The organism is Streptomyces sp. NPDC001220 (assembly GCF_053597895.1).
This window is the reverse complement of sequence record NZ_JBSFJE010000005.1, coordinates 360,209-382,966: the sequence shown is the minus strand read 5'-3', so window position 1 is coordinate 382,966 and position 22,758 is coordinate 360,209. Positions and strand designations below refer to the sequence as shown.

Here is a 22,758-nt window from a genome sequence, read left to right as displayed (position 1 = left end):
AGGTGGACCGGGTCAGCGCTCGGCGAGCGCCTTCTCCCCGGCCCGGCGCATCGCGTCCAGCGGCGCCGGGGCGCGGCCGGTCATCTGTTCGACCTGGAGCACGGCCTGGTGCACCAGGAGGTCCAGGCCGCCCACCACGGCTCCCCCGAACATGGACCAGCGTGCGGCCAGCGCCGTGGGCCAGGGGTGGTAGAGGACGTCGAAGAGGGTGGTGGGGCGCTCGGGAACGGCGGCGGCGAGGGCGTCGGTGGTGCCGGCCGGGGTGGTGGCGATGACCAGGGGGGCGTGCAGGGCCTGTTCGGCGTCGGCCCAGTCGGCGGTGCGGACCTCGACGTCGAGCCGCTCGCCCCAGTGCCGCATCTCGGCGGCGCGCTCCTCGCTGCGGACGTAGGTGACGACCTCGCCGGTGCAGATCCGGGCGAGCGCGGCCAGCGCCGAGGAGGCGGTGGCTCCCGCGCCGAGGATCGCGGCGGAGTCGACCTGTTCGATGCCGTGCTCACGCAACGCGGCGACCATGCCCGGGATGTCGGTGTTGTCCCCGAGCCGCCGGCCGTCCTCCGTGAAGACGACCGTGTTGACCGCGTCGACCGAGGCGGCCGTCTCACTGATCTCGTCGACCAGCGGGATGACCGCCCGCTTCAGCGGCATGGTCAGCGACAGCCCCGCCCACTCCGGCCCCAACTGCCCGAGGAAGCCGGGCAGCCGGGTCTCGTCGACCTCGAAGCGCTCGTACGACCACCCGGTGAGCCCGAGTTCGTCGTACGCGGCCCGGTGCAGCACCGGCGAGAGCGAGTGTGCGATGGGCTTACCGAGCACGGCGGCCCGACGGGCGTCAGTGGCCCGAGTTGGCATTGAACTTTTCCTTGAGCTTTTCGAATTCGGCATTGGTCTTGGCGAATTCGGTGTTGTTTACGCCGTCGGTCGCCACGAAATACATCCAGCCCTCGTCGGTCGGATTCAGTGCCGCCTTCAGCGCTTCGTCGCCGGGGTTGCCGATCGGACCCGGCGGGAGGCCCTTCTGGGTGTAGGTGTTGTACGGGTTCCGGTTGCTGTTGATCTCCGACTCGCTGATGTGGATGTTGCTCGTGCCCTTCAGGTAGTTGAAGGTCGAGTCGAATTGGAGCAACCGGTTCGTCTCGGTGTTCGTGGGCTCAAGACGGTTGTAGATCACTTCCGCCATCTTGCGGAAGTCGTCGTGCGTCTTGCCCTCCGCCTGGACGAGGCTCGCGACCGTGATGAGCTGCAGCGGGTTGTCCAGGTCGTACTTCTTGGCCTGCGCCGCGAGGTCGTAGGTGGCGTATTCCTCCTTGGCCGCGGCGACCATCTGCTTCAGGATCGCGTCGGGCTTCATGCCCTTGGCCGCGGGATAGGTACCCGGGAAGAGGAAGCCCTCCAGCGGGTCCATGATCTTGCTGTTGGTGTTCGCGTAGCTCGGCAGACCAAGGCTCTTGTATTCGGCCTTCGCGACCTTCCTGGTGGTGCCCGAGGAAAGGCCGAGCTTTTTGTCGAGGTCCACGTAGACGGCCGTCGCGCGCTCGCCCGGGGTGACCACCACATTGGCCTTGCTCTTCGGGTCGAGCATCAGCTGCACGGCGCTCGCGGCGGACATCTCCTTCTTCAGGAGATAGGCGCCTGCCTGAATCGTTTTTCCGTCCGGGTTCTGCGACTGGGCGGCCACGAACGCGTCGACGCTCTTGACGACGTCGGCCTCCTTCAGACGCCGGCCGATGTCATAGCCACCCGCGCCCTTCGGGATCTCGACAGTCACCGAACCGTTGCCGCCGCCCGCGTAGTCCGGGGCCGCGCCGAAACGATTTTGGTAGAAGTGCCAGCCGTAATAGCCGACCGTGGCCGCACCGCCGCCGAACACCAGGCAGACCACCAGACAGGCGCAGCCGTTGCGGCGTTTCTTGGCCCCCTTGCCGCCCTTCGCCTCCTTGCCGCGGCCACCACCGCGGCGCCCTTTCGGGTCGTCGTCATCCTCGTCGTCACCGTCGTCCGCACCCGTGAAGAAGGGGTGCTGCTCTTCTTCCTCCTCGACGGCGGGCTCCGGCTGCGGCTCCGGCTCCGGGCGCCTGCGGCCGGGCGGCTCCGGCGGCGGATAGGCGTCCTCGGTGCCGTAGAAGTCGGGCTGCTCCCCGCCGTACGCCACCGGCTGCTGGCCGTAGGGGTCGCCCGGATCGGCGGCGTAGGGCACCTGGCCGTGGGTGCCGGTCGCGTCCCAGCCGCCCTGGTGGTACTGCTGCTGGGCATGGCCGACGTACTGCTGGTCGTACTGCTGCTGACCCTGCCCGTCGGCGTACCGAAGCTGACCCTGCTCGTCGTAGTACGCGTACTGCTGCTGGCCGTGGTGCTGGTCGTACCCGCCCTGGGGGTGCTGGCTCCAGTCGCCGTACTGCTGCTGCGACTGCTGCGGGTAGTGCTGCGGCTGGCCGCCGTAGGGGGACTGCTGACCCACGTGGGCCTGCTGTCCTCCCCATCCGTCGTCCCCGTACAACGGGTCCTCCGGATGCCACGGTTCGGAGCCTGGGCCCCGGCCATACTCAGTCATCGATCCCCTAGAGCCGCGAGGCGGCGCGTCACGCGGCTGGTGGGCCGATTGACCGTTCCGCCTCTTGCTGTGCGGTGGCTGTTCGAAAACCATCGCATCGCGCGGAACGTTACCGTATCGCGATCAGATGACTACTTCGACGCCCTCGCCGGGTGGTTTACCTGACACCCGTTCGGATTCCAGCGCCTGCTGGAGGATGATCACCGCGGCCGCCTGGTCGATGACCGAGCGGCCCTTCTTGGACTTCACCCCCGAGGCCCGCAGTCCCTGACTGGCCGTCACGGTCGTCATCCGCTCGTCGACCAGCCGGACCGGCACCGGCCCGATGCCCTTGGCCAGCTCCTGGGCGAAGGCCCGGACCTTGACGGCGGCCGGGCCCTCTCCTCCCTTGAGAGAGCGCGGGAGTCCGACGATGACCTCGATCGGTTCGTACTCCTCGACCAGTTGCCGCAGCCGGCGGTGGGCGGCCGGGATGTCCCGGCCGGGGACGGTCTCGACGGGGGTGGCCAGGATCCCGTCGGGGTCGCACGAGGCGACCCCGATCCGGGCGTCCCCGACGTCGACGGCGAGCCGACGCCCTCTGCGCATCTTCTTACCGTTTCTTACTTGGCGGTCTCGGCCACGAGACGCTCGACGGCGTCGATGGCCTCGCCCACGGCGGCCGGGTTCTGGCCGCCGCCCTGGGCGACGTCCGGCTTGCCGCCGCCACCGCCGCCGAGCGTCTTGGCCGCGGTGCGGACCAGGTCACCGGCCTTGAGGCCGCGGTCGCGGGCGGCGTCGTTGGTGGCGATGACCGTGAGCGGCTTGCCGTTGTTGACCGTGAACAGGGCGACCACGGCGGCGCGTCCGCCCTGGATGCGGCCGCGCACGTCGAGGACCAGCTTGCGCAGGTCGTCCGGGGTGGTGCCGTCCGGGACCTGGCCGGTGACGACGGCGATCCCGCGGACGTCCTTGGCGGACTCGACGAGACCGGCGGCGGCCTGCAGCACCTTCTCGGCGCGGAACTTCTCGATCTCCTTCTCGGCGTCCTTCAGCTTGCCGAGCATGGTGGAGACCTTCTCCGGAAGCTCCTCCGGACGGCCCTTGATCAGCTCCTGGAGCTGGGCGACGACCGTGTGCTCACGGGCCAGGAAGTTGTAGGCGTCGACGCCGACGAGGGCTTCGATACGGCGGACACCCGAGCCGATCGACGACTCGCCGAGCAGCTTCACCAGGCCCAGCTGGGCGGTGTTGTGCACGTGGGTGCCGCCGCACAGCTCCTTGGAGAAGTCGCCGATGGTCACCACGCGGACCCGCTCGCCGTACTTCTCGCCGAACTCGGCGATGGCGCCCTGCTTCTTGGCCTCGTCGATGCCCATGATGTCGGCGCGCACGTCCAGGTCGCGGGCGAGCACCTCGTTGATCTTCTGCTCGACGTCGGTCATCACGGCCGTCGGAACGGCGGACGGCGAGCCGAAGTCGAAGCGGAAGCGGCCGGGCTGGTTCTCCGAACCGGCCTGGGCGGCCGTCGGGCCGAGGGCGTCGCGCAGCGCCTGGTGGGTGAGGTGGGTGGCCGAGTGGGCACGGGCGATGGCGGTGCGGCGGCGCTGGTCGATCGAGGCGTGGGCCTTGGCGCCGACCGTCACCTCGCCGAACTGGACGACGCCCTTGTGGACGTAGACGCCCGGGACCGGCTTCTGGGTGTCGCGGATCTCGACGACGGCACCGGAGTCGACCTTGATCCGGCCGGTGTCGCCGATCTGACCGCCGCCCTCGGCGTAGAACGGGGTGCGGTCCAGGACGATCTCGACCTCGTCGCCCTCGGTGGCGGCCGGCGAGGAGACGCCGTCGACCAGGATGCCGACGATCGTGGTCTCGCCCTCGGTGTCGGAGTAGCCGATGAAGTCGGTCTCGCCGGTCTTGTCGGCGATCTCGCGGTAGGCGCCGGCACCGGCGTGCCCGGTCTTCTTGGCCTGGGCGTCGGCCTTGGCGCGGTCCCGCTGCTCCTTCATCAGGCGGCGGAAGCCGTCCTCGTCCACCGCGAGGCCCTGCTCGGCGGCCATTTCGAGGGTGAGGTCGATCGGGAAGCCCCAGGTGTCGTGGAGCAGGAAGGCCTTGTCGCCGGCGAGGACCGTGCCGCCGGACTCCTTGGTCTCGGTGACGGCGGTGTCGAGGATGTTGGTGCCGGCCTTCAGCGTCTTGAGGAAGGCGTTCTCCTCGGCGACGGCGACCTTCTCGATGCGCTCGCGGTCGGTGACCAGCTCCGGGTACTGCTGCCCCATCATCCGGATCACGGTGTCGATCAGGTCGAGGACGACCGGGCCGGTGGCGCCGAGCAGCCGCATGTTGCGGATGGCGCGGCGCATGATGCGGCGCAGCACGTAGCCGCGGCCCTCGTTGCCGGGGGTGACGCCGTCGCCGATGAGCATGACCGACGTCCGCATGTGGTCGGTGACCACGCGCAGCGAGACGTCCGAGCCGTGGGCGTCGCCGTAGGCCACGCCGGTCAGCTCGGTGGCCTTCTCGATGACCGCCATCGAGGTGTCGATCTCGTACATGTTCTGCACACCCTGCAGAATCATGGCGAGACGCTCCAGGCCGAGGCCCGTGTCGATGTTCTTGCTGGGCAGTTCGCCGAGGATCTCGAAGTTGTCCTTGCCGATGCCCTCGCCGCGCTCGTACTGCATGAAGACCAGGTTCCAGATCTCCACGTAGCGCTCGTCGTTGACGGCCGGGCCGCCCTCGACGCCGAACTCGGGGCCGCGGTCGTAGTTGATCTCGGAACAGGGGCCGCAGGGTCCGGGGACGCCCATGGACCAGTAGTTGTCCTTCATGCCGAGGCGCTGGATGCGCTCCTTCGGCACGCCGACGACGTCCTGCCAGATGCGCTCGGCCTCGTCGTCGTCCTTGTAGACGGTGATCCAGAGCCGGTCCGGCTCCAGGCCGTAACCGCCCTTGTCCTGGGGCGTGGTGAGCAGCTCCCAGGCGTACTTGATGGCGCCTTCCTTGAAGTAGTCGCCGAACGAGAAGTTGCCGCACATCTGGAAGAAGGTGCCGTGCCGGGTGGTCTTGCCGACCTCTTCGATGTCGGGGGTGCGCACGCACTTCTGCACGCTGGTGGCGCGCGCCCACGGCGGCTTGACCTCGCCGAGGAAGTAGGGCTTGAAGGGCACCATGCCGGCCGGGACGAGGAGCAGAGTCGGGTCGTCCGCGATGAGCGACGCCGAAGGGACGACGGTGTGACCGCGCTCCTCGTAGAAGCTCAGCCAGCGGCGGCGGATCTCTGCCGACTCCATCAGTGGTCCTCATTCCGGTCGTACGAGTACGTCGTGTTCTCGATGTACTTCGGGTTGCTGCGGTTGTTCTCGATGGCGGTGAGCCGCCGGGGTGCGGGGAGTTCGGGGTCCGCGTTGATGCCCAGCGCGTCTCCCAGCTCCTCCTCCCGCTGAGCCATGTTCTCGCGGACGTCGAGCGCGAAGCCGATCGCCCGGTCCTTGATCCGGTGGCCGGTCTCCAGCGCCTTGTTCGCGGCGGTGGCGGCGAGACTCTCGGGGGTCAGCTGCCTGAGCTTGCGGTTGACCTTGGTGGTGGCCCAGACACCGGCGGCGACACCGGTGGTGAACCAGAACGTACGGCGGAACATCTGCCTGGCTCCTACTTTCCCCGGTTCTTCCGCCGTGCGGCGGGCACGGTCCGGCCCACGATCACGGTACGCCTGGCCTCCCGGGCGGGCACGTCCGCCTTGCGGCCGGTCAGTGCCCGGCGCACGCCGTAGCCGAACGCCGCGACCTTGACCAGCGGGCCGCCGAAGGTGGAGGCGACGGTGGTCGACAGCGCGGAGGCGTTGGAGGTGACCTCCTGGACGTCGGAGGCGATCGCGTCGACCCGGTCGATCTGGGTCTGCGCGGAGCGTACGGCCGCGGAGGCGTCGGCGAGCAGCGGGACGGCCTGGTCGGTCACGTCCGCCACGAGTTTGGTGGTCGCCCTGAGCGTCTGGGCCAGCCTCACGAGAGCCACCGCGAGGAAGGAGACCAGGATCGCCCAGAAGACGGCCACCAGGATCCCGGCCACCTCTCCACCGGACACTGCGCGCACCTGCTTCCCGCTCTTCCGCGAAAGTCAACTGAGCACTGAGCCTATCGCGCGGGGCGTCGGGCTCCGTACCGGATTACCGCGTGCGAGCGGCTGAGTTCCGGGAATCGATTGTACGGACTGAATACGGTTAAGTACGCTCCGTGTCCCATGCGAGGTCCTCAGCGCCCCGGCTCTTCGGCGGACGGCAATCTGCCCCTGGAACTGACCGCGTTCGTGGGCCGCTCGGCCGAACTCGGCGAGCTGGCCCGGGCCCTGGAGTCCGGCCGGCTGGTGACGGTGACCGGGGTCGGCGGGGTCGGCAAGTCCCGGCTGGCGGCCCGGGCGGCCGCCGCGGCGGCGCCCCGGGACGGTGTGTGGCGGGTGGAGCTGGCCGCGGTGCGCGATCCCGAGTTCGTGGAGTACGCGGTCGTGGAGGCGCTGGGTCTGACCGACCACACCACCCGGCTGCCGCGCGAGACGCTCCTGGCGCACCTGGCCGGCCGCCGCTGCCTGCTGCTGCTCGACGGGTGCGAGCACCTGGTCGACGGGTGCGCGGACCTGGTGGCCGAGTTGCTGCGGCGGCTGCCCGACCTGACCGTGCTGGCGGCGGGGCGGCGGCCGCTGGGCGTGGCCGGCGAGCGGCTGTTGTCGCTGGCACCGCTCGGCGAGGAGGAGGCGGTGGAACTGTTCACCGAGCGCGCCGGGCGGCAGGGGCTGGAGATCCGGGACCGTGCGGAGGTACGGGAGGTGTGCCGGCGCCTTGACGGGATCCCGCTGGCGATCGAGCTGGCGGCGGGCCGGCTGCGGGCGCTGTCGCCGGGGCAGCTCCTGGAACGGCTCGACGACCGGTTCCGGCTGCTGACCGGCGGCGGGCGCGACGGCCTGCCCCGTCATCAGACGCTGCGTACGGCGATCGGCTGGAGCCATGAACTGTGCACCCCCGCCGAGCGGTTGCTGTGGGCGCGGCTGTCGGTGTTCGCGGGGACCTTCGACCTGGAGGCCGCCGAGTACGTGTGCGGCGGGGACGGGCTGTCGTCCGAGAACGTCCTGGACGTGCTGGCGGAGCTGCTCGCACAGTCGGTGGTGTCCCGGGAGGAGACCCCGACGGGGGTGCGCTACCGGATGCTCGACACCGTACGGGCGTACGGCGCCGACTGGCTGGCGGCGACGGGGGACGCGGGGCGGCTGCGGCGCCGGCACCGCGACTGGTTCATGGGGCTGGCGACCTGGTGCGAACTGGACTGGTTCTCGCCGCGGCAGGGCGAGGTGGCCGCGCGTGTCGAGGCCGAGCTGCCGAACCTGCGGGCCGCCCTGGACCACTGTCTGACCGAGCCGGACGAGGCGCATCTGGGCCAGTATCTGGCGGGGTCGCTGTGGTTCTACTGGGCGGGCTGCGGGCGGCTCTCGGAGGGGCGGCGCTGGCTGGAGCTCAGTCTGGAGCTGGACTCGGAGTACCCGCGGTCCCGGCTGAAGGCGCTGTGGGTGCTCGGCTACGTGACGATCCTGCAGGGCGACGCGGTGCCCGCGCTGGCCGCGCTCCAGGAGTGCCGGGAGGAGGCCGAGCTGGTCGCCGACCCCACGGCGGTGGCGTACGCGGAGCACCGCACCGGCTGTCTGGCCCTGGTCACCGATGACATGGCCCGCGCGGAAACGCTGCTGCGCTCGGCGCTCGGCCGCTACCGGGAGATCGGCGAGCTCAACAGCAACGTCCTGATGGGCCAGGTCGAGCTGGCGATGACCCGGGCGTTCCTCGGCGATCTGCCGGAGGCGGTACGGCTGTGCGAGGACGTGCGCCGGGTGTGCGAGGACCACGGCGAGCACTGGGCCCGGTCGTACGCGCTGTACGTGCTGGCGTACGCGGCCTGGCGGGACGGCGACCACGCGGGCGCCCGCGAGCTGCTGACCGACTGCCTCGGCCATGCGCACGGCTTCCACGATCTGCTGGGTTCGGTGCTGTCGATCGAGCTGCTGGCCCTGGTGACGGTGGCCGAGGGCGATCCGGCGGAGGCGGCCGTACTGCAGGGCGCGGCGGGGCGGATGTGGCCGTCGGTGGGGCTGCCGCTGTTCGGCTCGGCCCACTACAACGCCCCGCACGAGCTGTGCGAGGCGACGGCCCGGCGGGCGCTGGGCGAGGAGCGGTACGCGGAGTGCGTACGGCAGGGGGCCCGGCTGGACCGGGAGGCGGCGGTGGCCCGGGCGCTGGAGTACTTCGGGGTACGGCCGCTGGACGGGCTGCCGTCGCCGCGCGGGCCGGTACGGCAGCGGGGGGACGGTGCCGCAATGCGAAAGCCCGCCACCTCCCCCACCCGCAAGGGCGGGGAGACGACGGGCTGACGCTGGAGTGCTGCGCCGGGGCTGGGATCAGCGGGCGTAGTACTCGACGACGAGCTGCTCGTCACAGATGATCGGAACTTCCTTGCGGTTGGGCTCGCGGTCCAGGCGGAACGCCAGGGCCTTGAGGTTCACCTGCAGGTAGCGCGGGATCTCGCCGTCGGGGGCGAAGCCACCCTCACGGGCGATCTGGAAGAGCGTCTTGTCCTTCGAGCGGTCGCGGACCTGGATGACGTCGTCCGGACGCACGCGGTAGGACGGCTTGTCGACCTTCTGGCCGTTGACCTGGATGTGGCCGTGGACGACCATCTGGCGGGCCTGGTAGATCGTGCGGGCGATGCCCGAACGCAGGACCAGCGCGTCGAGGCGACGCTCCAGCTCGATGATCAGGGCCTCACCGGTCTTGCCCTGCACCTTGGAGGCACGCTCGTAGGCGCGGACGAGCTGGCGCTCGGACACGTCGTACTGCGCGCGCAGACGCTGCTTCTCGAGCAGACGGACCTTGTAGTCCGAGTTCTGCTTGCGGCCGCGGCCGTGCTCACCCGGCGGGTAGGGACGGGCCTCGAAGTACTTGACGGCCTTCGGGGTCAGCGCGATGCCGAGGGCACGCGACTTCTTGACCTTGGGGCGGGACTGGTTCGCCACTTGTCTCTTTCTTCCTTCTGATATCCGGCTCGTCAGGGTTAAGGGAGGTCGCAATCCGCAGCCGGGGAAACCCGCCGGAACCCGTTGCCGGGCCTGGTGGGCAGCCGCTCCCCTGGTCTGGGCACATACGTGCAGCACGCGAGTGGCCCACCGGCCGGTCCCGCCGTGCGGCGAGTGGTGGTGGGCTGCCCGCGACACCGTTCGACGGTGCGCGACGCTCCTGGAACCCCCTTGCGGAGGCTCCGGCCGACTGTCCCGCTCTGACAGCGCGGGGCTCAGCGCTGCGAGGGATTCTACAGGCTGCTCAGGACCGCCTGCGACCGAGGTGCTTCCTGGTCCACTCGACCGCGTCCGCGTAGCGGGCCTCGGAGCCGTGCCGGGTCGGGGTGTAGTACTCGCGGTCCTTGATCGGGTCCGGGGCGTACTGCTGCTCGGCGATGCCCTCGGGCAGGTCGTGCGGATAGACGTATCCCTGTGCGTGCCCCAGCTTGGCGGCGCCCTTGTAGTGACCGTCCCGCAGATGCGGGGGCACCTGTCCGACCAGTCCCTTGCGTACGTCCTCCAGGGCGGCGCCGATCGCCGTCGTCGCGGCGTTGGACTTGGGGGCCAGGGCGAGGGCGATGGTGGCGTGGCTGAGGGTGAGGGCGGCCTCGGGGAAGCCGATCATGGCGACGGCCTGGGCGGCGGCCACCGCTGTGGGCAGCGCGTTGGGGTCGGCGAGCCCGATGTCCTCGCTGGCGGAGATCATCAGGCGGCGGGCGATGAAGCGCGGGTCCTCGCCGGCCTCGATCATCCGGGCCAGGTAGTGCAGGGCCGCGTCGACGTCGGAGCCCCGGATGGACTTGATGAGGGCGCTGGCGACGTCGTAGTGCTGGTCGCCGTCCCGGTCGTACTTGACCGCGGCCCGGTCGACGACCTCCTCCAGGGTTCCCAGGCCGATCTCCGTCTCGCCCTTGTCGAGGGCGGCTCCGGCGGCGGCCTCCAGGGCGGTCAGGGCGCGGCGGGCGTCGCCGCCGGCGATCCGCAGCAGGTGCTCCTCGGTGTCCTCGGGGAGGGTGACGGAGCCCTTCAGGCCGCGGTCGTCGGTCACGGCCCTTCTGAGCAGCCCGCGGACGTCGTCGTCGGTGAGCGGTTCGAGGGTGAGCAGCAGGGAGCGGGAGAGCAGCGGGGAGATCACCGAGAAGTACGGGTTCTCCGTCGTCGCGGCGATCAGGGTGACCCAGCGGTTCTCGACGGCCGGGAGCAGGGAGTCCTGCTGGGCCTTGCTGAAGCGGTGGATCTCGTCGAGGAAGAGGACGGTCTCCTTGCCGTATCCCCCGGTGGCGCGGCGTGCGCCGTCGATGACCGCGCGGACCTCCTTGACGCCGGCGGTGATCGCGGAGAGCTCCACGAACCGCTTGTTGGTCGCCTTGGAGACGACGTACGCGAGGGTCGTCTTGCCGGTGCCGGGCGGGCCCCAGAGGATCACCGAGGAGGGGCCGGCCGGGCCGCCGGAACCCTCGCCGACCAGTCTGCGCAGCGGTGATCCCGGCTTCAGCAGATGCTGCTGGCCCACCACCTCGTCGAGGGTGCGCGGGCGCATCCGTACCGCCAGGGGGCTGCCGGTCGGGTCCTTCTCCTGGCGTTCTTCTGCGGCTGCGGTGAACAGGTCGGGTTCCACGCTGAAACCCTAAATCACGGCACTGACAACGCGGCGCGCGCTGTCAGCTGGTCCAGAAGTCCCACCAGCGGGTCAGGATCAGCATGCCGATGATGCCGATGTGCAGGACCGGCAGCACCCAGGTGAACTCGCCGAAGAACGACTTCAGCCAGTTCGGGGCCGGCAGGAAGCTCTTGCGGATGTTGAAGGAGGTCACGTACCAGAACATGGTGATCGTGGCGACCCAGGCCAGCGAGCACCACAGGCACAGCGCGTTGATCCGGTACAGGGACTGGAACTGCAGCCAGGTGCAGAATCCGACACCGAAGAGGGTGCCGAAGTTGAAGGTCAGCCAGTACCAGCGCGGGAAGCGGGCGCGGGCCAGCAGGCTCATGCCGACGCAGATGACGATGCCGTAGCAGACCAGGCCGAGCATCGGGTTCGGGAAGCCGAAGGCGGCGGCCTGCTTGGACTCCATGACGCTGCCGCAGGAGACGACCGGGTTGAGGCTGCACCCGGGGGTGAACGTCTTGCCCTCGACCTTGGCTTCCAGCAGCTTGAACTTGTCGATCGTGATGACCCAGGCGGCCAGCAGGCCGGCGGCGCCGGTGATGATCAGCAGCAGTCCGAAGGCGATGCTGCCGCCCTCGGTGCGCGGTGCTGCGGAGGCGTGCTCGGGCCCGGGCTCGGTGGAGACGTCGTTGACTGTCGTCTTGCTCATCACGCCGATTCCGTCTGTTTGAGAGTTGGAACTTCTTCGGGCAGGGGCCATTGTGCCGCACGAGGCGCCCTGTCCACCGTTCGGTGGACATAAGGACGTACGGGAGTGAGGGGACTCGCGCCCCCTCACTCCCGCGCGCTCAGCCCAGCCTCGACTCCAGCTCCGCCACGATCTCGTTCACGCCGATCGGCGTCTGCTCGCCGGACTCCATGTCCTTCAGCTGGACGATGCCCTCGGCGAGGTCGCGCTCGCCGGCGACGATCGCGTAGCGGGCCCCGCTGCGGTTGGCGTTCTTCATCGCGCCCTTGAGGCCCTTGGACCCGTAGGAGAAGTCCGCCGCGACGCCCGCCCGGCGGAGTTCCGTGACCTTGGCGAACAGGACCCGGCGGGCCTCCTCGCCGAGCGGGACCGCGAAGACGCTGGTGGCGGAGGGCAGGTTCAGCTCCACGCCCTCGGCCTCCAGGGCGAGGACCGTGCGGTCGACGCCGAGCGCCCAGCCCACCGACGGCAGCGCGGGACCGCCGATCATCTCGGACAGGCCGTCGTAGCGGCCGCCGCCGCCCACCGCGGACTGGGATCCCAGACCGTCGTGGACGAACTCGAAGGTCGTACGGGTGTAGTAGTCCAGGCCGCGGACCAGCTTCGGGTCGTCCTCGAAGGCCACGCCCGCGGCCGTGATCAGTTCGCGGACCTCCTCGTGGTACGCCTTGCAGGCGTCGCAGAGGTAGTCACGGAGCAGCGGGGCGTCGCCCAACTGCTTCTGGACCGACTCCCGCTTGTCGTCCAGGACCCTGAGCGGGTTGATCTCCGCTCGGCGGAGGGTGTCCTCGTCGAGGTCCAGACCGCGCAGGAAGTCCTGGAGCGCGGCCCGGTACACCGGACGGCACTCCTTGTCGCCCAGGCTGTTCAGCAGGATGCGGAAGTCGCGCAGGCCCAGCGAGCGGTACGCCTGGTCGGCCAGGATGATCAGCTCGGCGTCGAGCGCGGGGTCCTCCGCACCGATCGCCTCGGCACCGACCTGCGAGAAGTGACGGTAACGGCCCTTCTGCGGGCGCTCGTAGCGGTAGTACGAGCCGGAGTACCAGAGCTTGACGGGCAGGTTGCCGGCCTTGTGCAGGTTGGCCTCCAGGGCGGCACGCAGGACGGACGCGGTGCCCTCGGGGCGCAGCGCCAGCCTGTCGCCGCCCTTCGTCTCGAACGCGTACATCTCCTTGGTGACGATGTCGGTCGACTCGCCCACCCCGCGCGCGAACAGCTCCACGTTCTCGAAGCCGGGGGTCTCGATGTAGCCGTAGCCGGAGTCGCGCAGCGGCGCGGCGATCGCCTCACGGACGGCCAGGTACTTGGCGCTCTCCGGCGGGATCAGGTCGTAGGTGCCCTTGGGGGCCTGGAAGGTACTCACGAAGCTCTCTCGTCACATTCCTCGTCGGGGAGCGTCCGCGCTCCCGAGGCCGGCCGCCACCTGCCGCAGATAGGCGTTGGTGGCGCGCTCCTGGCCGATGGTCGTCTGGGGGCCGTGGCCGGACAGCACCACGGTGGAGTCGTCGAGCGGCAGGCAGACCCGGGCCAGCGAGGCCAGCATGTCGTCCATGGAGCCGCCCGGCATGTCCGTGCGTCCGATGGAGCCGGCGAAGAGCAGATCGCCCGAGAAGAAGACCGAGGGGATGTCGTCCGTCTCCGGCATCTGGAAGGTCACCGACCCCCTGGTATGGCCCGGTGCGTGCGCGACGGAGAGTTCGAGTCCGGCCAGCTCCAGCTTCGCGCCGTCGGCCAGTTCGAACACGTCGTCCGGCTCCCCCACCGTCAGCTCGCCCATCAGCGGCATGCCGATGGACCGGCCGAGCGCCTTCTCGGGGTCGCTCATCATGTACCGGTCCTCGGGGTGGATCCAGGCCGGCACGTCGTGCGCTCCGCACACGGGGACGACCGAGGCCACATGGTCGATGTGGCCATGGGTGAGGACGACGGCGACGGGCTTGAGCCGATGCTTCTCGAGTGCTTCCTCGACGCCTTCGGCGGCCTGGTGGCCGGGGTCGATGATCACGCACTCCTCGCCGGCGGCGGGGGCGACGAGATAACAGTTCGTCCCCCAGGCCCCGGCGGGGAACCCGGCAATGAGCACGATCGTCCTTCGTTGTGTCGATTCGGGTGGCTACAAGCTGTGGTCCAGAGCCTACCGGCGCTGCCGTTTCCTCAGCGAACCCATATACGGTACGGGGCTACACGCAGTGGTCGGCTCACACAGCGCACAGGACGCACGCGTACCGGTCGACATACGACACGCATGAGGAGAGAACCCGGTGGTCACCCAGGAGCAGCGGCGGCGTCAGCTCGCCCGGGAGAAGTTCTTGCGGCAGCAGCAGCGGCGTACCAGCGCACGTCGCAAGTCACGCATGCGCAACTCCGTGATCGCGTCCGTGCTCGGCGTGATCGTGATCGGCAGCATCTTGCTGTACACGACCAATTTCCTGAAGGGCGACGACAAGGCGAACGCCAGCTCGCAGACGACGCCCAGCGCCACGCCCAGCGCCAGCAAGGCGCCGGACCCGTGCGAGAAGGCCGCCGCCGGCTCGGTGAAGAAGCTGAGTTGGAAGAAGGAGCCGGCGATGACGATCGACACGTCGGCGAACTACACCATGAAGCTGTCGACGACCTGCGGTGACATCGGCATCGCCCTGAAGACGGCGGCCGCCCCGCACACGGTCAACTCGTTCGACTTCCTCGCGGCGAAGGGGTACTTCGACCACACCAAGTGCCACCGGCTCACCACCAACGGCATCTACGTCCTGCAGTGCGGCGACCCGACGGCCACCGGCAGCGGCGGTCCCGGGTACACGATTCCCGACGAGAACCTGAAGGACAAAAGCCTGGCCGGCGGGGTCTACCCGGCGGGCACGATCGCGATGGCCAACACCGGTCAGAAGCACACCGGCGGCAGCCAGTTCTTCCTGGTCTACCAGGACAGCCAGCTGCCGGCGAGCTACACCCCGTTCGGCACGGTGGACGCCGCCGGACTCAAGGTCCTCAAGAAAATCGCGGCCGCAGGCGAGAGCACCGGAGCCGGTGACGGAGCCCCGAACGCGACGGTCGTCATCAACAAGGCGACGGTCACGAAATCCTGAGGTCCGACTGCGAAACTTCGGTCGCGCGGGATGCGGACAGGCAACCCGCCGGTCGCCTATGTTGGCCGTGACGAAACTGTGGACGATGCCCGGGGGCGCTGAGGCCCCTCGCGGGCATCATGTGGAGGAGGCGCTGTGAGCAGCGACCCGTGGGGCCGCGTCGACGAGACGGGGACCGTGTACGTGCGTACGGCCGACGGCGAGCAGGTCGTCGGTTCCTGGCAGGCCGGCTCCCCTGACGAGGCGTTGGCCTACTTCGAGCGCAAGTACGAGGGCCTGGTTGTCGAGATCGGCCTCCTCGAAAAGCGAGTACGGACCACCGACCTGTCCGCGAAGGACGCGCAGGCCGCCATCGACCATCTGCGCGAGCAGGTGGAGGCGCACCACGCGGTCGGTGATCTGCAGGCGCTGCGGGGCCGGCTCGACGAGCTGGTGAAGACCGTGGAGTCGCGTCGCGAGGAGCGTCGGGCACAGCGTGCCAAGCAGTCCGACGAGGCCCGCAAGGCCAAGGAGGACCTGGTCGTCGAGGCGGAGCAGCTGGCCCAGTCCGACCAGTGGCGGTCGGCCGGTGAGCGGCTGCGCGCGCTGGTGGACACCTGGAAGGGGCTGCCGCGCCTGGACCGCAAGTCGGACGACGAGCTGTGGCACCGCTTCTCGCACGCCCGGTCGGCGTTCTCCAAGCGCCGCAAGGCGCACTTCGCGCAGCTGGACGCGCAGCGCGAGGACGCCCGCAAGGCCAAGGAGAAGCTGGTCGCCGAGGCCGAGTCGCTGTCGGACTCGACGGACTGGGGCCCGACGGCCGCGCGCTACCGCGAGCTGATGACGGAGTGGAAGGCCGCGGGCCGCGCCCAGCGCGAGCACGAGGACGACCTGTGGAACCGCTTCCGCGGCGCCCAGGACGTGTTCTTCGCGGCCCGTGGGTCCGCCTTCGCCGAGCGGGACGCGGAGCAGACCGAGAACCTGAAGCTGAAGGAGGAGCTGGCCGGCGAGGCCGAGAAGCTCCTGCCGATCACGGACCTGAAGTCCGCGCGGTCCGCCTTCCGCTCGATCAACGAGCGCTGGGAGGCCATCGGCCATGTGCCGCGCGACGCGCGTCCCAAGGTCGAGGGCCGGATGCACACGGTCGACCGGGCCATCCAGGAGGCCGAGGAGGCCGAGTGGCGCCGGACCAACCCGGAGGCACGCGCGCGTGCCGCGGGTCTGACCGGCCAGCTGCAGGCGGCCGTGGACAAGCTGAGGACGCAGATCGACCAGGCCCGCGCCCAGGGCAACACGTCCAGGGCGGACAAGCTGGAGCGTGAGCTGGAGGGCCGCCAGGCGCTCCTGGACCAGGCTCTGAAGGGCCTGCAGGAGTTCGGCGGCTGAGCGCGAGCGCATACGACGAGAGGGGCCCCGTACACGGCGTACGGGGCCCCTCTCGTCGTATGCCGGGCGTTACGACCGGTTGCGGGCCGACGTGACCCGGTAGACGTCGTAGACGCCCTCCACGCCCCGTACGGCCTTCAGGACGTGGCCCAGGTGCTTGGGGTCGCCCATCTCGAAGGTGAAACGGGAGGTGGCCACCCGGTCGCGGGAGGTCTGGACGGCCGCGGAGAGGATGTTGACGTGCTGGTCGGACAGGACGCGGGTGACGTCCGACAGAAGCCGGGACCGGTCCAGGGCCTCGACCTGGATGGCGACCAGGAAGACCGAGGACTGGGTGGGGGCCCACTCGACGTCGAGGATGCGCTCCGGTTCCCGGGACAGTGACTCCACGTTGACGCAGTCGCTGCGGTGAACCGAGACACCGCTGCCGCGGGTGACGAAGCCGATGATCGGGTCGCCGGGTACGGGCGTACAGCAGCGGGCGAGCTTGACCCAGACGTCGTCGACGCCCTTGACCACCACACCGGGGTCCTGGCTGCTGCGCCGCTTGCTGCGGCGGCCGCGGGACGGCGGGACCGCCTCGTCGATCTCCTCGGTGGCCGCCTCCTCGCCGCCGAGCGCCTGCACCAGTTTCTGCACGACGTTCTGCGCGGCCACGTGGCCCTCGCCGATCGCCGCGTAGAGCGAGGAGATGTCCGGGTAGCGCATCTCGTGGGCGAGCGTGACCAGCGAGTCGCCGGTGAGGATGCGCTGGATCGGCAGGTTCTGCTTGCGCATCGCGCGGACGATGGCGTCCTTGCCCTGCTCGATCGCCTCGTCCCGGCGCTCCTTGGAGAACCAGGCGCGGATCTTGTTGCGGGCGCGCGGTGACTTGACGAAGCCCAGCCAGTCGCGGGACGGGCCCGCGCCGGGTGCCTTGGAGGTGAAGACCTCGACCAGGTCGCCGTTGTCCAGGGTGGATTCGAGCGGCACCAGGCGGCCGTTGACCCGCGCGCCTATGGTGCGGTGGCCGACCTCGGTGTGCACGGCGTACGCGAAGTCGACCGGGGTGGCCCCGGCCGGCAGCGCTATGACGTCGCCCTTGGGGGTGAAGACGAAGACCTCGTTGCGGGACAGGTCGAAGCGCAGGGACTCCAGGAACTCGCTGGGGTCCTCGGTCTCCTTCTGCCAGTCCAGCAACTGCCGCAGCCACGCCATGTCGTTGAGGTGGTCGTCCTTGCCCTTGCCGGACGACTTCGGCACGTCGGTACGGACCTTGGAGGCGCCGGCGACGGCCTCCTGCTTGTACTTCCAGTGCGCGGCGATGCCGTACTCGGCGCGGCGGTGCATGTCGAAGGTGCGGATCTGGAGTTCGACGGGCTTGCCGTTGGGGCCGATGACCGTGGTGTGCAGCGACTGGTACATGTTGAACTTGGGCATCGCGATGTAGTCCTTGAACCGGCCGGGGACCGGGTTCCATCGCGCGTGCACCGTGCCCAGGGCGGCGTAGCAGTCCCTGACCGTGTCCACCAGGACGCGGATGCCGACCAGGTCGTAGATCTCCGCGAAGTCGCGGCCGCGGACGATCATCTTCTGGTAGACGCTGTAGTAGTGCTTGGGGCGGCCGGTGACGGTCGCCTTGATACGGGCGGCGCGCAGGTCGGCCTGGACCTCGTCGGTCACTATGGCCAGGTACTCGTCACGCTTCGGCGCCCGCTCGGCCACCAGCCGGACGATCTCGTCGTACATCTTGGGGTAGAGGATCGCGAACGCGAGGTCCTCCAGCTCCCACTTGATGGTGTTCATGCCCAGGCGGTGGGCGAGCGGCGCGTAGATCTCCAGGGTCTCGCGCGCCTTCTTCTCCTGCTTCTCGCGCTTGAGGTAGCGCATGGTGCGCATGTTGTGCAGGCGGTCGGCGAGCTTGATGACCAGGACGCGCGGGTCCTTGGCCATGGCGACGACCATCTTGCGCACGGTCTCGGCCTGCGCGGCCTCGCCGAACTTGACCTTGTCCAGCTTGGTCACGCCGTCGACGAGCAGCGCGACGACGTCACCGAAGTCGCGGCGCAGGTCCTCCAGGCCGTACTCGGTGTCCTCGACGGTGTCGTGCAGCAGACCCGCCATCAGCGTCGCCGGGTCCATGCCCAGCTCCGCGAGGATCGTGGTCACCGCGAGCGGGTGGGTGATGTACGGGTCGCCGCTCTTGCGCTTCTGGCCGCGGTGCCAGCGTTCGGCGACCTGGTAGGCGCGCTCGATCTGGCGCAGCGTGGCGTTCTCGATCTTGGGGTCGTTGCTGCGGACTATGCGCAGCAGCGGCTCCAGGACCGGGTTGTACGGGTTGGCGCGCTGCACGCCGAGACGGGCGAGGCGGGCACGGACGCGGTTGGAGGAGCCGGTGCGCGCGGGCTGGCCGCTGTTGGGGCGGGTCGCGGGACGCTCGGCCGGGGCCGGTTTGGGGCGCGAGGTCTCGGCCGACTTCTCGGCGGGCGCGGACTGGGCGTGCTCGACCGGCCCACGGGTGTCGTTCTTCGTCTGCGACACGTTCGGCGCGGGCTTGGCCGCGGGCGCCGAGGCAGGCTCGGGCTTGGCGGCGGTCAGTGGCTGGGCCTCGTCTGGCAAGAGGGCTCCTCGTGCGCGATCCGGGTCCCCCGGTCAGGCTCCGGAGTGCCCATGGTAGCGATCCTGCGCCATGTCATCGCCTGCAGGCCGAACCGAGAACCGTATACCCCGGTAACACGGGAGGCTGCCGAGGGATTCCACCCGGGTGTCCTGGGGGTTGCCAGAGCCTCGGGCAAACGCGAACGGCCGCCCCCCAGGGACGGCCGTTCGATCAGCTGTACGACGCTCAGACCTGGAGGAGGGCCTCCAGCGGCGCTCCGTCCAGGGCCGGCTCCAGGCGGCCGCGGCCGCCCAGGAAGCCCAGCTCCATCAGGACCGCGACGCCCGCCACCTCGGCGCCGGCGCGGTGGATCAGCCGGATCGAGGCCTCGGCGGTGCCGCCGGTGGCGAGCACGTCGTCGACGATCAGGATCCGGTCGTGCTCGCCGAGGTCCTCGGCGTGCACCTCGATCTCGGCCGAGCCGTACTCCAGGTCGTAGGCCTGGCTCAGGGTCGCCCCGGGGAGCTTGCCCGCCTTGCGGACCGGGATGAAGCCGAGGCCGGCCCGGACGGCGACCGGGGCGCCCAGGATGAAGCCCCTGGCCTCCAGGCCGACGACCTTGGTGGCACCGGTGCGCCCGGCGATCTCCGCGAGGGCGTCGGTCAGCGCGGTGAACGCGGCCGGGTCCGCCAGGAGCGGGGTGATGTCCTTGAACGTCACGCCCGGCTCCGGATAGTCCGCGACGTCCCGGATGCGGCTGAGCAGCAGCTCCCTGATGTCCGTCATCGGCGCTTCCCCGACGGACGCCCGCGGCCGCCCCGGTTGCGGGGGGAGGCGGGCTGGTTGCGCGGGCCGACGACGGCCGGAGAGGCGTCCTCGGGTCCCTCCGGGCCACCGACCCGGGCCTCGGCGAACTCCTCCTCGGCGGCGGCCTGGGCCCGCTTGGCGAGGACGCGCTTGCGCAGCGCCTTCATCTGCGGCTCGGCCTCCTTGAGGTCGGCGACGAGCGGCGTGGCGATGAAGATCGACGAGTAGGCACCGGCGGCCAGACCGACGAACAGCGACAGCGAGATGTCGTTGAGCGTGCCCGCGCCGAGGAAGCCACCGCCGATGAACAGCAGGCCCGCGACCGGCAGCAGCGCGACCACCGTGGTGTTGATCGAACGGACCAGGGTGCCGTTGATCGACTGGTTGGCGATGTCGCTGTAGGTGAAGCGGGTCTGCTTGGTGATGTCCTTGGTCTGCTCCTTGAGGCTGTCGAAGACGACGACCGTGTCGTAGAGCGAGTAACCGAGGATCGTCAGCAGACCGATGATCGTGCCGGGCGTGACCTCGAAGCCGACCAGGGCGTAGATACCGGTCGTGATCGTGATGTCGTGGATCAGCGCGACCAGGGCCGCGATCGCCATCCGCCACTCGAAGGCGATCGCCAGGTAGATCACCACGAGGACCATGAAGATGCCGAGGCCTTCCCAGGCCTTGTTGGCGATCTGGTCACCCCAGCTGGGGCCGACCAGGTCGGCGGCGATGGACTCGGGGTCCAGCTTCATGTCCTTGGCCAGCTCGGCCTTGGTGGCGTCCGACTTCTCGGTGTCCATGCCGGCGATCTGGATACGCAGACCTCCGGAGCCGAGCTTCTGCACGACTGCGTCGTGGCCGGCCGCCTCCGTCGCGTAGGTCTGTGCCTGGGAGACCGAGACGCTGGTCTTCGGGGTGGTGAAGACGGCACCGCCCTGGAAGTCGATGCCCATGTTCAGGCCGCGCACCGCCAGGCCGACGATGGCCGTGATGGTGATCAGGATGGAGACGCCGTACCAGATCTTGCGCTTGCCGACGAAGTCGTAGCTGATCTCGCCGCGGTGGAGTCGGGCGCCGAGGCTGCCGAGTTTCGACATCGCTCACGCTTCCTTCGGGTCGACAGGGCCGGCGACAGGACCGGCGGGACGGCGGGTGCGGCGCAGCGGGGGCTTGGCGCCCAGACCCTTCGGGTCGAGCCCGGACCACTTGTGGCCGCTCGCGAAGAACTTACGCCGGGCGAGGATCGTCATCAGCGGCTTGGTGAAGAAGAAGACGACGACCACGTCGAGCACGGTGGTCAGACCGAGGGTGAACGCGAAGCCCTGGACCTTGCCGACGGTCACGATGAACAGCACGGCGGCGGCCAGGAACGACACGAAGTCGGAGACCAGGATGGTGCGCCGGGCCCGCGGCCAGGCCCGCTCGACGGCGGGACGCAGCGTGCGGCCCTCGCGGATCTCGTCCCGGATGCGTTCGAAGAACACGATGAACGAGTCCGCTGTGATACCGATCGCGACGATCGCACCACAGACGGCCGGCAGGTTCAGCGCGAAGCCGATGGCCTGGCCGAGCAGCGCCATCAGCACGTAGGTCAGGATCGCGGAGACCAGCAGCGAGGCCATCGCGACCAGCGACAGACCCCGGTAGTAGACCACCAGGTAGACCACGACCAGGGCGAGGCCGATGGCACCGGCCAGCAGACCGGCGTGCAGCTGCTCGCCGCCGAGCGCGGCGGTGACGGTGGTGACGCTCTGCTCCTTGAAGGAGAGCGGGAGCGCGCCGTACGACAGCATGTTGGAGAGGCTCTGGGCCTCCTCCTGGGTGAAGCTGCCGGAGATCTCCGCCTGGCCGCCGGTGATCGACTGGCTCACGTACGGGCTGGAGACGACCTCGCCGTCCAGGACGATGCCGAACTCGTTCTGCGGCTGCTGGTTCTTGGCCAGCTGGGCGGTGATGTCGGCGAACTTCTTGGCTCCGCTGGAGTTGAAGTTCATCTGGACCTGCCAGCCGGCGGCGGTCTGCGTGTCGAAGACGGCCTGGGCCTTCTTGACCTCGGTGCCGTCGACGGCGGCCGGGCCGAGCACGTACTTGTACCAGACGCCGGAGATCTTGCCGCAGGCCACCGTCGAGTCGGTGGGCTTGGCGCTCTTGCCGGCCGTGGCGCGCTGGGCGTCCTTGGAGCAGTCCAGCGCGGTGTACTCGGCCTCCAGCTTGCTGGCCGCGGCGGAAGCGCCCGCATCGGCCGAGGAGGAGGCGGAGGGGCTCGCCGACGAGCTCGCGGACGCCGACGAGGACGGCGTGGAGTCGGCCTTCAGGGCGTCCGTGACGGCGCGGCCCTGGGAGGTGGCGGACGACGACGGCGAGGCGGAGGACGACCCGGACGCCTTCTGGGAGCCCGACGCGCTGCTCGACGGGCTCGCGCTCGTGCTCGGGGAGGCGGTGGAGCTGCCGCTGGCGGACGCGCTCGGGGAGCCGGTCGCCGCGGCGCCGGCGCTGGCCTCGCTGGCCAGGACCGGACGGAAGTACAGCTTCGCGGTGGTGCCGACCTGCTGGCGGGCCTCCTCGGAGTTGGTGCCCTTGGGGATGTTGACGATGATGTTGCTCGTCCCCTGGGTCTGCACCTCCGCCTCGGAGACACCGAGGCCGTTGACACGGCGGTTCATGATCTCGACCGCGGTGTCCATGTTGGCCTTGTTGATCGCGGACCCTTGGTCGGCCTTCGCCTGCAGCGTGATGCTCGTACCACCGGCCAGGTCGATACCGAGGCGCGGGGTGGTGTTGCCGGAGAGGAACATCCCTCCGGTGAGCGCCACGATGGCGATCAGGATCAAGGCCAGCGAGCGCCCTGGCTTGCTCTGGGCGCTCGCGCTCCGGCCCCTCTTAGGTGCTGCCACCTTCTCGTACTCCCTCTCGGGCCGCCGCGCGCCTGGTCGGCGCGGTCGGCCATGACATGGT

At 69.8% G+C, this 22,758-nt stretch carries 18 protein-coding genes; 3 read left to right on the top strand and 15 right to left on the bottom strand.

All coding sequences use genetic code 11. From position 1 onward, the window contains the following. Nucleotides 1-12: 12 nt before the first annotated feature. From ACWDGI_RS15225 to ACWDGI_RS15200, 6 genes are all read right to left on the bottom strand, one after another. Complete coding sequence (locus tag ACWDGI_RS15225) at nucleotides 13-852, bottom strand: shikimate dehydrogenase (protein WP_450759082.1); 840 nt, start codon at nucleotides 850-852, stop codon at nucleotides 13-15. Beyond that, entirely contained in the window at nucleotides 833-2,551 is a 1,719-nt protein-coding gene (mltG, locus tag ACWDGI_RS15220) for an endolytic transglycosylase MltG (protein ID WP_450759080.1), read from the bottom strand. Before mltG ends, ACWDGI_RS15225 begins: the two co-directional genes overlap by 20 nt. Nucleotides 2,552-2,674: 123 nt before the next feature. Continuing rightward, nucleotides 2,675-3,139 (bottom strand): Holliday junction resolvase RuvX, encoded by a 465-nt coding sequence (ruvX, locus tag ACWDGI_RS15215; RefSeq protein ID WP_450759078.1) that lies wholly within the window; start codon nucleotides 3,137-3,139, stop codon nucleotides 2,675-2,677. 14 nt (nucleotides 3,140-3,153) lie between these two features. Then, the gene (gene alaS, locus ACWDGI_RS15210; RefSeq protein WP_450759076.1) at nucleotides 3,154-5,826 is read right to left on the bottom strand and encodes an alanine--tRNA ligase; all 2,673 of its coding nucleotides are present in this window, start codon (nucleotides 5,824-5,826) and stop codon (nucleotides 3,154-3,156) included. Then, nucleotides 5,826-6,173 carry a hypothetical protein gene (locus ACWDGI_RS15205; RefSeq protein ID WP_450759074.1) on the bottom strand — a complete coding sequence of 116 codons (348 nt, stop codon included), beginning with the start codon at nucleotides 6,171-6,173 and terminating at the stop codon, nucleotides 5,826-5,828. Before ACWDGI_RS15205 ends, alaS begins: the two co-directional genes overlap by 1 nt. 11 nt (nucleotides 6,174-6,184) lie before the next feature. Next, on the bottom strand, nucleotides 6,185-6,625 hold the full coding sequence (locus ACWDGI_RS15200) for a DUF948 domain-containing protein (protein WP_450759072.1): 441 nt from the start codon (nucleotides 6,623-6,625) through the stop codon (nucleotides 6,185-6,187). A 147-nt stretch (nucleotides 6,626-6,772) separates the two neighbouring features. Between ACWDGI_RS15200 and ACWDGI_RS15195 the strand changes: the two genes are divergently transcribed. Continuing rightward, complete coding sequence (locus tag ACWDGI_RS15195; RefSeq protein WP_450759071.1) at nucleotides 6,773-8,938, top strand: ATP-binding protein; 2,166 nt, start codon at nucleotides 6,773-6,775, stop codon at nucleotides 8,936-8,938. Nucleotides 8,939-8,965: 27 nt separating this feature from the next. On the opposite strand, the gene rpsD is transcribed toward ACWDGI_RS15195, so the two are convergent. From rpsD to ACWDGI_RS15170, 5 genes are all read right to left on the bottom strand, one after another. Next, on the bottom strand, nucleotides 8,966-9,580 hold the full coding sequence (gene rpsD / locus ACWDGI_RS15190) for a 30S ribosomal protein S4 (RefSeq protein ID WP_351707197.1): 615 nt from the start codon (nucleotides 9,578-9,580) through the stop codon (nucleotides 8,966-8,968). Between the two features lie 304 nt (nucleotides 9,581-9,884). Beyond that, nucleotides 9,885-11,240 (bottom strand): replication-associated recombination protein A, encoded by a 1,356-nt coding sequence (locus ACWDGI_RS15185; RefSeq protein WP_450759069.1) that lies wholly within the window; start codon nucleotides 11,238-11,240, stop codon nucleotides 9,885-9,887. A gap of 43 nt (nucleotides 11,241-11,283) precedes the next feature. Beyond that, nucleotides 11,284-11,940 (bottom strand): vitamin K epoxide reductase family protein, encoded by a 657-nt coding sequence (locus tag ACWDGI_RS15180; RefSeq protein WP_450759067.1) that lies wholly within the window; start codon nucleotides 11,938-11,940, stop codon nucleotides 11,284-11,286. A 139-nt stretch (nucleotides 11,941-12,079) separates the two neighbouring features. After that, nucleotides 12,080-13,342, bottom strand: a complete 1,263-nt coding sequence (gene hisS / locus ACWDGI_RS15175) for a histidine--tRNA ligase (protein ID WP_450759065.1) — start codon at nucleotides 13,340-13,342, stop codon at nucleotides 12,080-12,082. A 12-nt stretch (nucleotides 13,343-13,354) separates the two neighbouring features. Next, a complete protein-coding gene (locus ACWDGI_RS15170; RefSeq protein WP_450759063.1) occupies nucleotides 13,355-14,062 on the bottom strand; it encodes an MBL fold metallo-hydrolase in 708 nt (235 codons plus the stop codon). Nucleotides 14,063-14,240: 178 nt separating this feature from the next. Between ACWDGI_RS15170 and ACWDGI_RS15165 the strand changes: the two genes are divergently transcribed. Both ACWDGI_RS15165 and ACWDGI_RS15160 read left to right on the top strand, forming a co-directional pair. Then, nucleotides 14,241-15,062 (top strand): peptidylprolyl isomerase, encoded by an 822-nt coding sequence (locus ACWDGI_RS15165; RefSeq protein ID WP_450759061.1) that lies wholly within the window; start codon nucleotides 14,241-14,243, stop codon nucleotides 15,060-15,062. A gap of 135 nt (nucleotides 15,063-15,197) precedes the next feature. Further along, nucleotides 15,198-16,427: a DUF349 domain-containing protein gene (locus tag ACWDGI_RS15160; RefSeq protein WP_450759059.1), complete on the top strand. Its 1,230-nt coding sequence runs from the start codon at nucleotides 15,198-15,200 to the stop codon at nucleotides 16,425-16,427. Between the two features lie 69 nt (nucleotides 16,428-16,496). On the opposite strand, the gene ACWDGI_RS15155 is transcribed toward ACWDGI_RS15160, so the two are convergent. The 4 genes from ACWDGI_RS15155 to secD all read right to left on the bottom strand — a co-directional run bounded on the left by ACWDGI_RS15155 (nucleotide 16,497) and on the right by secD (nucleotide 22,697). Beyond that, nucleotides 16,497-19,025, bottom strand: a complete 2,529-nt coding sequence (locus ACWDGI_RS15155; RefSeq protein WP_450759058.1) for a RelA/SpoT family protein — start codon at nucleotides 19,023-19,025, stop codon at nucleotides 16,497-16,499. A 226-nt stretch (nucleotides 19,026-19,251) separates the two neighbouring features. After that, the gene (locus tag ACWDGI_RS15150) at nucleotides 19,252-19,791 is read right to left on the bottom strand and encodes an adenine phosphoribosyltransferase (RefSeq protein WP_450759056.1); all 540 of its coding nucleotides are present in this window, start codon (nucleotides 19,789-19,791) and stop codon (nucleotides 19,252-19,254) included. After that, on the bottom strand, nucleotides 19,788-20,900 hold the full coding sequence (secF, locus tag ACWDGI_RS15145; protein ID WP_450759055.1) for a protein translocase subunit SecF: 1,113 nt from the start codon (nucleotides 20,898-20,900) through the stop codon (nucleotides 19,788-19,790). The genes ACWDGI_RS15150 and secF overlap by 4 nt, the downstream gene beginning before the upstream one ends. Before the next feature lie 3 nt (nucleotides 20,901-20,903). After that, entirely contained in the window at nucleotides 20,904-22,697 is a 1,794-nt protein-coding gene (gene secD, locus ACWDGI_RS15140) for a protein translocase subunit SecD (RefSeq protein WP_450759053.1), read from the bottom strand. Nucleotides 22,698-22,758 lie beyond the last annotated feature (61 nt).